Source organism: Rhodobacter lacus (assembly GCF_042683065.1).
Taxonomy (GTDB): domain Bacteria; phylum Pseudomonadota; class Alphaproteobacteria; order Rhodobacterales; family Rhodobacteraceae; genus Rhodobacter; species Rhodobacter lacus.
On record NZ_JBHUIX010000002.1, the window covers coordinates 45439 to 59759 of the forward strand.

The following is a 14321-nucleotide window of genomic DNA, read 5'->3' on the forward strand; positions in this document are numbered from 1 at the left end:
CGGGGAGGACCAGCATGACCGAAACTTTTGCGACCGTGGCCGACCGCGACCGCGTTGAAGCACAGATGCCATGGGAAGAGCGCGACCGGGCGCTGACGATGTATGACTTTCTGACCCGGGTCAAACAGCGCCATGGCTCCCGCCCGGCGCTGAGCTTCCAGATCACCTCCGGTCCCAAAGATCCGGCCGTAACCTGGACCTGGGATCAGGTTCATGCCCGGGTGACGCAGGCTGCGAACCTGCTGCGCAGCCTCGGCGTGAAGGAAACCGACACCGTCGCCTACCTCCTGCCCAATTGCCTTGAAACGGCGGTGGTCCTGCTTGCCGGCTCGGTTGCGGGGATCGTGAACCCGATCAACCCGCTCCTTGAAGCCGAACAGGTCGCCGCGATCTTGCGCGAAACCAAGGCCAAGGTGCTGGTCACGCTGAAAAGCTTCCCGAAGACCGATGTGGCGCAAAAGGCTGCCGAGGCGGTGAAACACGCGCCCAATGTGCAGGTGGTGCTGGAGGTTGACCTCAACCGCTATCTCACCGGCGCGAAAAAGTTCATCGTCCCCTTCCTGCGTCCGAAGACCCATTTCAAGCATCATGCCGATGTCTATTGCTTCAACCTCGCCTGCGACGGCATGCCCGCCGACCGGCTCGTGTTCGAGGATGCGACGGGCGACCGGGTGTCTGCCTATTTCCACACCGGCGGCACCACCGGCATGCCCAAGGTGGCGCAGCACAAATATTCCGGCATGATCTACAATGGCTGGCTCGGCGGCACTTTGCTCTTTGATTACAAGGATGTGATGATCTGCCCTTTGCCGCTGTTTCACGTTTTCGCGGCCTATCCGATCCTGATGTCGGCCATTGCCTCGGGCGCGCATGTAGTGTTCCCCACCCCAGCGGGCTATCGCGGCGAGGGCGTGTTCGACAATTTCTGGAAGCTCGTGGAGCGTTGGCAGGTCACTTTCCTGATCTCGGTGCCCACCGCCATCGCCGCGCTGATGCAGCGCAAGGTCGATGCCGATATCTCAAGCCTGCGCACGGCGATCTCGGGCTCGGCACCGCTGCCGGTGGAGCTTTACAACCGCTTCAAGGAGGCGACCGGGGTTGAAATCTGCGAGGGCTACGGGCTCACCGAAGCCACCTGCCTTGTCGCGGTGAACCCGGTTGACGGGGTGAAGAAGGTCGGCTCTGTCGGCCTGCCGCTGCCCTATTCCCACGTGCGGATCTTGCGCAAGACCGAAGGCGGCTTCACCGAATGCGGCATCGACGAGGTGGGCGAGATCTGCGTGGCCAACCCCGGCGTGTTCGAGGGCTCGACCTACACGGAAGTCGACAAGAACCACGATCTTTTTGCCGAAGACCGGTTCCTGCGCACCGGCGACCTCGGCCGGCTCGACCCGGATGGCTATCTCTGGATCACCGGCCGCGCGAAGGATCTGATCATCCGCGGAGGCCATAACATCGACCCCGCCGAGATCGAAGAGGCGATGCTCGCGCATCCCTCCGTCAGCTTTGCAGGCGCGATCGGCCAGCCCGACGCCTTTGCGGGCGAACTTCCTTGCGTCTATCTTGAGCTGATGGATGGCGCGAGCGTCGAGATGGACGAGTTGATCGCCCATGCCAAGCGCCACATCCACGAACGCGCCGCGATCCCGAAGCATATCGAGGTGATGGCAGAACTGCCGAAAACCGCGGTGGGCAAGATCTTCAAACCGGAGTTGCGCAAGCGCGCGATCACGCGCGTCATCAATGCCGCGCTGGCCGAAGCAGAGGTGACCGCGCGTGTGCTCGCCGTGGTCGAGGATAAAAAGCGCGGGCTTGTCGCGCAACTCGCCAGCACCGGCGCGCTTGACGAGGCCAAGCTGCGGCAGGTGATGGGGCAGTTCACCGTGCCATGGGACTGGGCAGAGTAACGCCGCGCGGCAGAGGAACGCGGCGGCGCGTTACTCCTTGGCGGTGAACTTCTGCCACAGGTCGGGGCGGCGTGCGCGCGTGAGCGCCGCGCTCATCTCGCGCCGCCACGCCGCGATTTTCTTGTGATTGCCCGAGGTCAAGATCTCGGGAATCGCGCGGCCCTGCCATTCCGCCGGGCGGGTGTATTGCGGATGCTCCAAAAGCCCGTTCGAATGGCTCTCCTCGGTGGCGCTGTCGGCATTGCCGAGCACCCCCTCGCGCAGGCGCACCGTGGCATCAAGCACCACCTGCGCCGCAAGCTCGCCCCCCGTGAGCACAAAATCCCCGATCGAGATTTCTTCGACGCCATAGGCTTCAAGCACGCGCTCATCGACCCCTTCAAACCGGCCGCAGAGAATCGTCACCCCTTCGGCGGCAGCAAGGCGGCGGGCGTCTTCCTGCGTGAACGGCTTGCCGCGCGGCGACATGTAGATCACCGGCCAAAGGGTGCGGTCCGCGGGCGTGCCGCGCGCGGCGTCATCAAGCGCCGCAGCCACCACATCGGCGCGCAGCACCATCCCCGCGCCGCCCCCGGCGGGCGTGTCGTCAACATTGCGGTGCTTGCCGATCCCGAACAGACGAAGGTCGATCGTCTCAAGCCCCCAAAGCCCGGCCTCAAGCGCCTTGCCGGTGAGGCTGAGGCCAAGAACGCCCGGAAACGCCTCGGGAAAGAGCGTCACGATCCGGGCGCGCCAGGCGGCCTTTGCCTCGGCGGTCTCGGCCATCAGATCACGCGGCCGAACCACCGCGCCCAGCGATGTCACCACCGAGCGGCTGCCATGCGAGCGCGCGGCCGGCCCCGGCATCGGGCCCGCATCCGTGCGCAGATCTGCGGCAAGATCGAAGGTGGAAAGCTTTACCGCACCCGCTTTGGGTGGGCGCGCCGGCGCGGGGCCGGGCTCTTTTTCCGGGTCTTCGGGCGTGCTCAAAACGTCTCTCCTTCGGGCGCGATCAGCCCCGCGCGCTGCAACACCGCGTGTTTCGCCGCGGCGAGCTCTGCATCGGGCAGATCCGCGCGATTGAGCGCGATCAGCTCTTCGGTCACGGCCCGCGGCGGGGCAACATTGCGCGCGGGCACAGCCACGAACTGATCTTGCACGTCCCGCGGAAGGCTCAGAAAATCAACGAACGGCTGGCCCGCGCCAAAGCGCATGGACGCAAATTCCGAAACGTCATGGCTGACGACCTTCTGCCCCGGCAGCGCGGCGCAGATCCGCGCGAGCTGCGCGCGCAGCGGCATCTGGTCAAGCCCGGCGCGGAAGCTTTCCAGATCTTCGCAAAACGGCACAAGCTGATCCTTGCGCGCCTGATGCGCCCAGATGCTCTCGCCCCAGCTCGCCTGCGCGCGGGTGGAAAAATAGAGCGTCACCTCGACCGGCCAGTCAAACATCTCGAACGCGGCCAGAAGCGCGGATATGCTCTCGCCCGCAGCCGGATAAGGTGCCGCATCAAGCCCGAGCGGCATCGGCCCGAGCAGGTTTTCGGCACTGATGATCAGCCTGCGCTTGGGCCCGAGCGTGAGCCCGGACAAAAACGCCCGCATCGCCGCCGTGATCGCCTCGGCGCTCCGGGGATTGCGGGCAAAGCAATGCTCAAAAACGGCATGCGAGACCGCGCGCATGCGCCCGGGCAGCGCAAGGGCGGCGCGCGGCCAGATCAGCTCGCGGTTTTCGTGCAAAAAGGCCTGCGCCGAGGAGGTGGCGGTTTTATGAAAGCCAAGATGCAGAAACACCTGCATCATTCAACCTCCTCGGGCGGGTCGGCGATGATGCGCCCCGCCGAGAGGTCAACCGTGGGCACCACGGCGCGGGTGAAGGGCAGCAACAGCGTAGTCTTGCGCCCGGGCGCGTAGATTTCGAGAATGTCGCCGGCGCCGAAATTCTGCACCGCACGCACCTTGCCGATCACCGCGCCGCCGGTGTCGCGCACCTCAAGGCCGATGAGATCGGTGTGATAAAATTCATCATCGGGCAAGCTCGGCAACCGCGCGCGATCTGCCCAGAGCGTGACCCCCTTGAGCGCATCGGCCGCTTCTTTCGTCGCAACGCCCGAAAGCCGCGCGCCAAGCCCGCCGGTGACCGGCCGGGTCAGCGTGACGGAATAGCTCACCGCCCCGTCCTCGGTGAAGAGCGGGCCGTAAGCGGCAATGTCTTCGGGCTCGGTGCAAAAGCTTTTCAGCCGCACTTCGCCGCGCACGCCAAAGGCGCCGGCAATGGCCCCCACGCAGACACGATCCGGTTTCGACATCACCCCTCCAGATGCACAGGCCGGGCATCGCTGCCCGGCCTCCAAGTCATAGCGAAACGAGGTTCCTTGCGGAACTCATTCCTCGGCCGGAGCGGCAGCCTTGGCGGCTTTCTCTTCGGCGCGTTTCTTCGCCTTGTCGCCCGGCTCGGCTTTTTTCAGGTTCTTGCGCTCGGTTTTCGGCATCGCCCCGGCGGCTTCAAGGAAGCGGGCCACGCGGTCGGTCGGCTGGGCGCCTTGGCCGAGCCAGTATTGCACGCGCTCCATGTCCATTTTCACGCGGTCTTCGCTGTCTTTGGCGAGGAGCGGGTTATAGGTGCCCAGCTTCTCAAGGAAGCGGCCGTCGCGCGGCATGCGCGAGTCGGACGCGACGATCGCGTAATGGGGGCGCTTTTTCGAGCCGCCGCGGGCGAGACGGATTTTCATAGCCATTGTGTATCTCCTTCAGATGGCTGGGTGAGGGCCTTCGGCGGCCGTCATTTCTGGAAAGTCTCGTGATGCCGGATCACTTCCGAAATCACGAAGGTGAGGAATTTGCGGGCGAATTCCGGGTCAAGATCGGCTTCGCGGGCAAGCTGTTGCAGCCGTTCGATCTGTTGCGCCTCGCGCGCGGGGTCGGAGGGCGGCAGATCGTGCTCCGCCTTCAACTTGCCCACGGCTTGCGTCTGCTTGAACCGTTCGGCGAGCGTATAGACGAGGATCGCATCGAGCCGGTCGATCGAGGCGCGATGTTCGGCCAGAAGCTGCGCGGCGCGGGCGGCGGCATCGCTCATGCGAGATCCTCCGGTTTCGGATGGCGGTAGACAAGCGCCTCTTTTTCGCCCGGGAAGGGCGTGGCCGAGGCATCGAGCGTGGCGCCAAGCCGCTCGGCCAGCGCGATCGAACGGGCGTTGTCGGGCGCGATATAGCTCACCGCCGTGTCCCATTTCAGCGTGCGGTAGGCGTGGTCGATGGTGGCGCGGGCGGCCTCGGTCATCAGGCCACGGCCCTCATGCATTTCAGACCAGCAGGTCCAGCCGATTTCGTGCTCGGGCCAGTTGATCGGCGCCCAGGGGCCGGTCATGCCCAGCGCGGCATCGCTTTCCTTGGTGGTGATGACAAAGCTGCCCCAGCCGCGCATCACCCAATGGCCGATCACACCGGCCCAGGCGCGCCAGGCCTGCGCCTCGTCGATGCTCTCCGTGGCCCGCACAAAGCGGCCACGCTCGGAGAGCAGAAAATCGCACCACGCCGGAAAGTCCCGCGCCGCGGGGGCGCGGAGCACGAGACGCGCGGTCTCCAGAACCGGGGTGGGGGACAGTGCGACCATGTTACTTCTTCTTGCCGAGCCCAAGGCCCGAGAGGCCCGGCGGCAGCTTCACGCCGCCAAGGTTGCCCATGCCGGGCATGGCGCCGGGCAGGCCCTTCATCTGGCCAATGGCGCGGGTGGCCTCTTCCATCTTCGCGGGATCGAGATCATCCTTGCCCGGCAGGCCGCCGAACTTGCCCTGCATCGCGGCCATCGCCTGTTTCAGCATGCCGCCTTTCATGTTGCCGAGCTTCTTCATCGTGTCGGCCATCTGCCGGTGCATTTTCAGAAGCTTGTTCAGCTCGGAAACATCAACGCCCGAGCCCGCGGCGATGCGGCGCTTGCGGCTCGCCTGCAGCATCTCGGGGCGCGCGCGCTCCTGCTTCGTCATCGACTGGATCATGGCGATCTGGCGGCGGATGGTGCGGTCGTCAAAGCCCGCCTCCTCGGCCTGCTTTGCCATTTTGCCCATGCCGGGCATCATGCTCATCACGCCCTGCATGCCGCCCATCTTCATCATCTGCTCAAGCTGGGACTTCATGTCGTTCATGTTGAACAGGCCCTTCTGGAAGCGCTTGACCATGCGCTCCGCCTGTTCCTTCTCGAACACTTCCTGCGCCCGCTCGACGAGGGCAACAATGTCGCCCATGCCGAGGATGCGGCCCGCGATCCGCTCCGCCTCGAAGGTTTCGAGCGCATCCATCTTTTCGCCAAGGCCGACAAAGCGGATGGGCTTGCCGGTGGTGGCGCGCATCGACAGCGCCGCACCGCCGCGCCCGTCGCCATCCATCCGGGTGAGCACCACGCCGGTAACGCCGATCTTGTCGTCAAACTCCTGCGCCACCTCAACGGCAACCTGCCCGGTGAGGCCGTCGACCACAAGCAGCGTCTCGCGCGGCGAGACCGCATCGCGAACGTCCTGCACCTCGCGCATCAGCACATCGTCGATCTGCAGACGGCCCGCGGTGTCGAGCAGATAAACGTCATAGCCGCCCATCGCGGCCTGCGTCTTCGCGCGCTTGGCGATTTGCACCGCGCTCTCGCCCGCCACGATCGGCAGCGTATCAACGCCGATCTGCGTGCCGAGAATGGCAAGCTGCTCCATCGCCGCCGGGCGGTAAATGTCGAGCGATGCCATCAGCACGCGCTTTTTCTCGCGCTCTTTCAGGCGGCGCGCAAGCTTGGCGGTGGTGGTGGTCTTGCCGCCGCCCTGCAGGCCGACCATCAGGATCGGCGCGGGCGGGTTGTCGATTTTCAGCGTATCGGCCGGTTCTTCGCCCGACAGCATCGCCACGATTTCATCATGGACGATCTTCACCACCTGCTGGCCGGGGCTGATCGACTTTGTCACCTGCGCGCCGGTGGCCTTGGCCTCGACCCGCTTGACGAAATCGCGCACCACAGGCAGCGAGACATCGGCCTCCAGCAGCGCGGTGCGCACCTCGCGCATCGCGACCTTGACATCCTCGGCCGTCAGCGCGCCCTGTTTCGTCAGTCGCTCGAACACCCCGCCAAGGCGTTCGGAAAGAGACTCGAACATCGTGCCCTCCTGCGCCGCACACGCGGCCTGAAAAACGACAAGCGCACCAGTGGGCGCAACGCGCTGACTGGTGGCGATCCCTGCACATGCGGGGACCGGAGGCTTCGTCCTCCGGGAATCCGTGTTGGCTTAGGCGAAAAGCGCCCCCGAGTCAACGACGGCGCTCCCTTTTGCCCGGAATGCCCCCGCGCGACGCCGCACCGCCTTGCAGACGGGAACAAAATCGCGATGATGGCCGCGACTTCGTTCATGGGTGCACAAATGCGGCTGGAAAACTGGGATGAAATTCGCACCGCCTATCAGGTGGCGCGCGTCGGTACGGTTTCGGGCGCGGCGGAAGTTCTTGGCGTGCACCATGCCACCGTGATCCGCCATGTCGATGCGCTTGAGGCGCGGCTCGGCACCAAGCTCTTTCAACGCCATCCGCGCGGCTACACGCCGACCGAGGCCGGGGTGCAGCTTCTGGCTGTCGGGCAGGCCACCGAGGATCAGTTCGCGCAACTTGCCGCCCGGATCGCGGGCGCGGGCGAGGAGATGCGGGGCGAGCTGATCATCACCTCCCTGCCCGCGCTTGCCGGCCTCGTGATGCCCGCGATGTCGGAGTTGATGCGCGACCACCCCGCGCTGGTGCTGCGCTACATCACCGATCAGCGCGTGTTCCGGCTCGAATATGGCGAGGCGCATGTGGCGATCCGCGCCGGTGCCCGCCCGACCGAGCCGGACAATGTGGTGAGCCAACTCGGCATCAACCGCACCGCTCTTTATGGCTCGCCGGAATATCTGGCCCGCTTTGGCACGCCGAAGGGGATCTCTGATCTCGCCGGGCACCGCTTCATTGGCCCCGACAGCCGCGACAGCCGCGCGCCCTTCTTCCGTTGGCTGACACAGACGCAGCCTGCCGATGCGGTGGTGTTCATGACCAACGAGATCGCCTCGCAGGCGGCAGCCGTGCAGGCGGGGCTTGGTCTTGGCTTTCTGCCGATCTTGCAGGCGCGCTCGGACCCGCGGATCGTCGAGGTGATCGGCCCGCAGCCGGAATGGGACAGCCCGTTCTGGCTCGTCACCCATGTCGATCTGCATCGCACGCCAAAGGTGCAGGCCGCGCTCAAGGCCCTGCGCGCGGCGGCGGTGCGGCTCGATCACGCCGGCTGAGCGGCGGCGCTCAGGCCGCCGCCAGCTTTGAAGGATGGGTGGGGTGGGGCTTGATATATTCGCGGATCGCCGCGAAGGCCCATTGAATCCCGAGCCCCCCGAGGATCAACACGCTGTCTTGCGCAAAGCCCGCAGGATGGGAAGTTTTGATCGCCTGGCTCAGGATCGCGAGCACCGTTCCCAGCGCAAACACCTGAAGCCCCTGCTTGCCAAGCGTGCGGATCGGCTTGACCCAGCGTGAGGCGGCAAGCGTCGGCACGCCCCACGGCAGCGAAAGCACATAGGCGAGCGCCATGAAGTGCAGCAGCCGCGGCCCCGAAACATAGGTCTTGTCGAATTCGACAAGGAAGAACGGCACGCCCCATTGCCGCATCACCCAGATCGCATGGCCAAGGCCTTCCATCATCCCGGGGGATTGCACCCAGATCGCCGAGAAGATCAGCCACGCGACCGAAGGCCAGATCAACCACGGTGTCACGGGCACGAACCGTTGCCCCCCGCGCAGCGCGAGCCCGGTGAGAATGCCGAGGCAAAACAGGAGTTGCCAGGCAAAGGGGTTGAAGAACCAGCCGCCGTCGAACGGGTAATTGGGCGGATCGAGGCGGGTGAGCCCGGTCAGCACCCAAAACCCGAAGGTGAAGGCCAAAAGCCCCTTGGGCGAGCGCTGCCCGAGCCGGATCAGGAAGGGGGCGCCAAGCAAGATCACCGCATACATCGGCAGGATGTTCACATAGCCGAGCTGATGGCCAAGCGTGGCAATGCCGATCAGAAAGGCGAGCGGCTTGTCGTTGAGCGGGCCGAAGGCGTTGTGATGCAACATCTCCTCGCCGCCAAACCAGAGCGCGGCAGAGGCGGCAATGGCAATGGCCCAGACCGCAGTGAGGATATGGACCATGTAAAGCAGCCAGGCCCGGCCCCAGATCTTGCGGATGCCGGGCCAGTTCAGCCCGTCTTTCAGCTTCGGCCCATAGGCGAGCGCCGCGGCGCAGCCCGACATGAACACGAAGCCCTCGGCGGCGTCGGAATGGCCAAAATTGCGCGAGGTGAAATTTTCGTAGATCGTGCCGGGCACGTGGTTGATGTAGATCATCACGAGGCTGAGGCCCCGGAAGAAATCAAGGCGTGGATCGCGCGCGCCGGGCGGAAGGCCGCCGGGCTGCGGAGCGGAACGGAAATCAAACATTCTGAACGGCCATACCCTTGGCTGGCGCGGCCACCTTGGCCGACTGGCGCGGTTCCTGAGCCTCGGAACGCTCTGCGTCAAGCGCCCAACGGTCAAGGATGACATCGTGAAGCACCACCACCGCGGGTTTGGCATATTCGCTCGGCACGCCCATCAGCCGCGAGCGCGAGGGCCGTGAGGACCACGCGAGGATCACCGGCGCAAGCACCATCGGCAGGCCCACCGGCACCAGCCACAGAAACAGGCCCGGCGCGAAGGTCCAGGTCGCCATCAGGCCGACGAGGCCGATGGTGACGATCCAGTGCGAGGCGGCAAAGGCGTCCTTGAGGCTCAGCGTGCCATCACCCCGGTTGTTGGTGGGCCAGCCGCCGTCCCGGCCCAGCAGCACCTGCATCACCGAGCGGGTGGAATAAAGCAGCAGCACCGGCGCGGTGATCGAGGAAAGGAGCAATTCCGCCAGCGTCGACACAAAGGCAATCACCGGACCACCGAAGGCCTTGGCCTCCCCCGTGATCGCGGCCCGGGCCGCAATCAGGATTTTGGGCAGCAGCAGAAGCCCGAAGATACCGATGGCAAGACCGATCGCCTTGGAGGCCTCTGACGGCGGGAAATAAGGGATCGGCCAATCCGGGATCGGGAAGTAATCCGGCGGCGGGGCCATTAGCGGCGCGGCGATCGAGGCCAGGATGAAGCCGAGCCAGAACAGCGGCGAAATATAGGCCATGATGCCCTGCGCAAACACAAAGCGCGACCATGGCTTGAGCCCCGGCGCGCCGATGATGCGCGAATGCTGCAGGTTGCCCTGACACCAGCGCCGGTCGCGCTTGGCGTGATCGACGAGGTTCTCCGGGCCTTCCTCATAGCTGCCGCCAAGGTCGTCATCGAGCCGCACGATCCAGCCCGCCCGCGCGAGCATCGCCGCCTCAACGTAATCATGGCTCATCACATGGCCGCCAAACGGCGGCTTGCCGCGCAGGGGCGGCAGGCCACAGCTTTCGGCAAAGGCACGCACGCGCACAATCGCATTATGGCCCCAGAACGGCCCGGTGCAGCCCTGCATCATCGCAAGGCCGCGCGCAAAGACCGGCGAGAAGAAGGAGGCCGAAAACTGCATCGCCCGGCCAAAGCGCGAGCGCGCGCGGATCACTTTCGGCAGCGTTTGCAACAGACCGAGCCGCGGCTCCGCCTCGATCCGGCGGATCATCTGCAAGATCGTCTCGCCTTCCATCAGACTGTCGGCATCGAGGATCAGCGCATACTCATAAGCGCCGCCCGAACGGGTGATGAAATCCTCGATATTGCCCGCTTTCTTGCCGGTGTTCTGCTCACGGCGGCGGTAGAAAAACCGCCCGACGCCATTTCGTTCGGCCACAAGCTGCGCAAAGACCTGCTTTTCGCGCGCCGCAATCATGTCGTTGCGGGTGTCGGACAGAACCGCAAAATGCACCTCTGCCGGGTCTTTCATGGCCGCGAGAGAGGCATCCATCGCCGCGATCCGGGCAAAGGTCACCATCGGATCTTCGTTGTAGACCGGCACCAGAACCACGGTGCGGCCCTTGATCGGCGCTTTCGGGTCATAGGCCGGGGGGCGGGCGCGCGAGGTCAGCCCGATCAGCGCCTGCACCGCGCCCCAGGCGAGCCAGAGCGTGGAGATCAGGATCAACACGGCGCGCGTGACATCGAGCGTGTCGATTCCGTCGGCGGCGCCGAACTGCAAAAACAGCACGAAGGCGCCGCCCCCGGCACAGAGGCTCAGTGCCACGGCAAAAGCGCGCAGCGCGAAGAGCCCTGCGCGCGAGAGGGCCGAGGGGGCCATCGGATTAGTGGCCGGTGCCGGGCGTGGGCGCGGCGGGCGGCAGCATCCCGGCAAGGAGACGCCGCACAAGGCCGCGGTCGTGCTCGATCACCTGATGCGGCATCGCGAGCGGCGCGACGGGCAGGGCACAGGGGCCGGCGATCAGCTCGTCGGGGGAAAGGTTGACGCGGGACGCGAGTTCAGACGCGAGCGCAGCGGGGGGGAGAGTATGCGCGGTCATGCGTGGATCCATTGGTAAAGCCAGGTTTCAGTCAGCTTACGACCATAACCCGCGATATGGGCAGCGAGTTCCACGGTGTCACCCCCAGTCGGGCGCACATCGAGGACAAGTCTCCAGATACCATCGGTTTGGTTACGAGAAAGTACCTTGGTCACAATCTCGCCATTCATCGCGCTGGCAACGATGGTCAGATCATCGGCGGCATCATGCGGCAGGGCATCCATCAGCCCGCCGACGAAGTCGATCACGAATTTGCGGGTGCCGTTGGTGTTCTCCACCCCGGAAACACCGCCCTCGCCCGCGCGCGTCTCTTTGACATGGGCGCGCTCGTCGGCCGGGTCGAACGGAATGTCGCCCCAGCGCAGCCGATAGGAGAACTCCCGGCTTTCGCCCGCCTGCGCGGGTGTGTCGGGAATCCAGAAGGCAACGATATTGTCGTTCACCTCGAGATCGGAGGGGATCTCGACCAGCCGGATGATGCCCTTGCCCCAATCCCCCATCGGTTCGACCACGCAGGAGGGGCGTTTTTCGTAATGCGCCGCATCATCCTGATAATGGTCAAATTCGCGGTCACGCTGATAAAGCCCGAAGGATTTCGGCGCGGTTTCCGAGAAATAGGAGGAGGCGAGCCGCGGCGGATTGGCCAGCGCACGCCAGAGCACATCGCCATCGGCGCGCGTGATGCCAAGCCCGTCGCTGTCATGCACATTCGGGCGGTAGTCATCAAAGGCGGCGCGGTTGCGCTCGGCAAAGAGGAACATCGAGGTGAGCGGCGCAATGCCAAGCTGCTCGACATCGGCACGGAAAAAGAGCCGCGCCGTCACATCCATCACCGTCTCGAAGCCCGGCGTGATGACAAACCGGTAAGCGCCGGTGAGCGAGGCGCTTTCAAGCGCGGCCCAGACGGTGATCGTTTCCGAGCCCGATTCGGGGCGCTGCACCCAGAACTTGGTAAAGCGCGGAAATTCCTCGGCAACCGAAAGCCCGGTATTGACCGCAAGGCCCCGCGCCGAGAGCCCATAGGCCGAATTGCGGCCCAGCGCGCGGAAATAGGAGGCGCCCTGAAACGCGACAAGCTCGTCAAAGAGGTCGGGGCGGTTGAGCGGCGCGTGCAGGCGGAACCCGGCCACGCCCGGCAGCGGAATGTGTTCCGGCACCTTGTCGCGGCTTTCGCGCTCGTAGATGAAATCGTCGGTGCCGAATTCCATCGGCTGCGCCATGCCGTTCTCGACCTGATAGAGCAGCACCGGCTCCTTGAAGAGCCAGCCCATGTGGAAGGCATGGAGCAGGAAATGGCTGTTTTCGACATCGGAGAACCGGGCGCGCTCCGGGTCGAAGCGGATCAACCGGTAAAGGTCATAGGTGAGCTTCGACAGGAAGCTGTCCGGCAGCGTGGCGGGGGCATCGGGGCCCGCGGCGGCCAGCGCGCGCATCGTGTCGGTCAGGGTTTCGAAGCTGAACGGCTGTTGCACAACGGCGGGCGGCGCCTCGGGCGCAGGCATGTCTGCGGGCGGCGCGGCAATCTCTTGCGCGTTCAGGCGCGCCGGGACCAGGCCCGCCCCGGCCAGCACCGCAGCCGAAGACAACGACGCCAGAAGCTGACGGCGGCTCAGGGAGAGAGGGAGGTCGGAACGGCGGGAGGACATGGTTTTCGTTCAAACTCATATAGTTCTAAAGGCCACCTAAAGGTCGCCCAACTGCTGTTTCTATAGTCACAGCGCTTAAAAACTGGCAAGAGAGATTGCGTCACACCCCTGTCAAATGGGCCGGCATGTGCCCGTTTCGGCGCAAAGTTGCGCAACCCCGGGCGAAGCTGTCATGAAGTTGCTCATTGCGCACAGTGGAGCGCCTTTCCGCGCTGGAAAACAAGGCCTTCCGCAAAGATTGGCCAAGCGGATTTCCGCCGGTGCCGGGGTGGCGCCGGGGCTGCGGGCCGGGTGAGTCGCGGCCTTGCGGCGCGGGGGGCTTGCGCATGCGGCCGGTCTGGGCGATGGCCGCGCGGAAGGGCGCCGGTTGCGCCCGGTAACCAGTGGGAGGCGCCATGACGCTTTTGCTCATCCATACCGGCGGCACCATCGGCATGGCGCCCGGCCCGGAGGGCCTGCGCCCCGAACCCGGCCTTGTTGAAGCGGCAATCGCCGCGCGCCTGCCCAGGGGCGTCGCGCTCAGGGCGCATCTCTTTGCGCCGCTGAAAGACAGCGCCGATATCGGCCCGACAGACTGGAACCGCATGCTCGATCAGATCGAGGCCGCCCCGGCCATGCCCACGCTGATCACTCATGGCACCGACACGATGGCCTTTACCGGTGCGGCGCTGTCGCAGGCGCTGGCAGGCCAGCCGCGCCGGGTTGTTCTGTGTGGCTCGATGCAGCCGCTCGGGCAAGGCGGCGATGCCGAGCGCAACCTCGACCTTGCGCTCACCGCTGCGCAGGCCCCCGGCGCGGGGGTGGATCTTGCCTTCAACGGGCGCCTTCTGCCCGCCGCGGGGCTGGTGAAGCACCACAGCCATGCCGCCGACGCTTTTCGCAGCCAGCCGCAAGAGGCCTTCCCTGCCCCCGCGCGGCGCCGCTTTGACCCGGCACGGCGGCTCGCGGTGCTGACCCTTTCGCCGGGCCTGCCCGCCCCGGCGCTTGCCGCGGTGCTCGCGCAGCTCGACGGGGCCGTTTTGCGGGTGTTTGGCGCGGGCACGGTGATGGCCGACAGCGCCGTGCTCGACGCCCTGAAAGAGGCCCTTGCCGCAGGCAAACGCTTGCGCGCGGTGAGCCAGTGCGAGGCGGGCGGGCTGGCACCCGGCGCCTATGCGGCGGGGGCCGCGCTCTGGGCCGCGGGCGTTGAAAACGGTGGGCAGGAAACCCCGGAAGCCGCGCTCGCAAGGCTTTGGCTTTGCACTTGAAAAGGGCCCCTCGCGGGGCCCCGGTCATCCCTTCAAAT

General features: G+C 65.5%; 14 protein-coding genes. 3 read left to right on the forward strand and 11 right to left on the reverse strand.

Annotated elements, in window-relative coordinates:
- Positions 1 to 14: 14 nt before the first annotated feature.
- Positions 15 to 1907, forward strand: coding sequence for an acyl-CoA synthetase (locus ACFSM0_RS00980; protein WP_377385832.1), 1893 nt, complete (start codon positions 15 to 17; stop codon positions 1905 to 1907).
- A 30-nt stretch (positions 1908 to 1937) separates the two neighbouring features.
- Here ACFSM0_RS00980 and trmD read toward each other — a convergent pair whose 3' ends face one another.
- From trmD to ffh, 7 genes are all read right to left on the reverse strand, one after another.
- On the reverse strand, positions 1938 to 2753 hold the full coding sequence (trmD, locus tag ACFSM0_RS00985; RefSeq protein ID WP_377386169.1) for a tRNA (guanosine(37)-N1)-methyltransferase TrmD: 816 nt from the start codon (positions 2751 to 2753) through the stop codon (positions 1938 to 1940).
- A 119-nt stretch (positions 2754 to 2872) separates the two neighbouring features.
- Positions 2873 to 3688, reverse strand: coding sequence for a hypothetical protein (locus tag ACFSM0_RS00990; RefSeq protein WP_377385834.1), 816 nt, complete (start codon positions 3686 to 3688; stop codon positions 2873 to 2875).
- Positions 3685 to 4194, reverse strand: a complete 510-nt coding sequence (gene rimM / locus ACFSM0_RS00995; protein ID WP_377385837.1) for a ribosome maturation factor RimM — start codon at positions 4192 to 4194, stop codon at positions 3685 to 3687. The genes ACFSM0_RS00990 and rimM overlap by 4 nt, the downstream gene beginning before the upstream one ends.
- A 75-nt stretch (positions 4195 to 4269) precedes the next feature.
- Entirely contained in the window at positions 4270 to 4623 is a 354-nt protein-coding gene (rpsP, locus tag ACFSM0_RS01000; RefSeq protein ID WP_377385840.1) for a 30S ribosomal protein S16, read from the reverse strand.
- A 44-nt stretch (positions 4624 to 4667) separates the two neighbouring features.
- Positions 4668 to 4964 carry a chorismate mutase gene (locus ACFSM0_RS01005; RefSeq protein ID WP_097068521.1) on the reverse strand — a complete coding sequence of 99 codons (297 nt, stop codon included), beginning with the start codon at positions 4962 to 4964 and terminating at the stop codon, positions 4668 to 4670.
- A complete protein-coding gene (locus ACFSM0_RS01010) occupies positions 4961 to 5500 on the reverse strand; it encodes a GNAT family N-acetyltransferase (protein WP_377385843.1) in 540 nt (179 codons plus the stop codon). The genes ACFSM0_RS01005 and ACFSM0_RS01010 overlap by 4 nt, the downstream gene beginning before the upstream one ends.
- 1 nt (position 5501) lies before the next feature.
- On the reverse strand, positions 5502 to 7019 hold the full coding sequence (gene ffh / locus ACFSM0_RS01015; protein WP_097068523.1) for a signal recognition particle protein: 1518 nt from the start codon (positions 7017 to 7019) through the stop codon (positions 5502 to 5504).
- A 228-nt stretch (positions 7020 to 7247) separates the two neighbouring features.
- Between ffh and ACFSM0_RS01020 the strand changes: the two genes are divergently transcribed.
- Complete coding sequence (locus ACFSM0_RS01020) at positions 7248 to 8171, forward strand: LysR family transcriptional regulator (RefSeq protein WP_377385847.1); 924 nt, start codon at positions 7248 to 7250, stop codon at positions 8169 to 8171.
- Between the two features lie 10 nt (positions 8172 to 8181).
- Here ACFSM0_RS01020 and ACFSM0_RS01025 read toward each other — a convergent pair whose 3' ends face one another.
- From ACFSM0_RS01025 to ACFSM0_RS01040, 4 genes are read right to left on the reverse strand one after another with little or no spacing between them, the layout of a single operon-like run.
- Entirely contained in the window at positions 8182 to 9354 is a 1173-nt protein-coding gene (locus ACFSM0_RS01025) for an OpgC family protein (protein WP_377385850.1), read from the reverse strand.
- Entirely contained in the window at positions 9347 to 11170 is a 1824-nt protein-coding gene (mdoH, locus tag ACFSM0_RS01030) for a glucans biosynthesis glucosyltransferase MdoH (protein WP_377385853.1), read from the reverse strand. Before mdoH ends, ACFSM0_RS01025 begins: the two co-directional genes overlap by 8 nt.
- Positions 11171 to 11174: 4 nt before the next feature.
- Positions 11175 to 11390, reverse strand: coding sequence for a hypothetical protein (locus ACFSM0_RS01035; RefSeq protein ID WP_377385855.1), 216 nt, complete (start codon positions 11388 to 11390; stop codon positions 11175 to 11177).
- Entirely contained in the window at positions 11387 to 13036 is a 1650-nt protein-coding gene (locus ACFSM0_RS01040) for an OpgD/OpgG family glucan biosynthesis protein (protein ID WP_377385858.1), read from the reverse strand. Before ACFSM0_RS01040 ends, ACFSM0_RS01035 begins: the two co-directional genes overlap by 4 nt.
- 395 nt (positions 13037 to 13431) lie before the next feature.
- On the opposite strand from ACFSM0_RS01040, the gene ACFSM0_RS01045 reads away from it, so the two are divergent.
- The gene (locus ACFSM0_RS01045; protein WP_377385861.1) at positions 13432 to 14283 is read left to right on the forward strand and encodes an asparaginase domain-containing protein; all 852 of its coding nucleotides are present in this window, start codon (positions 13432 to 13434) and stop codon (positions 14281 to 14283) included.
- The last annotated feature ends 38 nt before the right edge of the window (positions 14284 to 14321 follow it).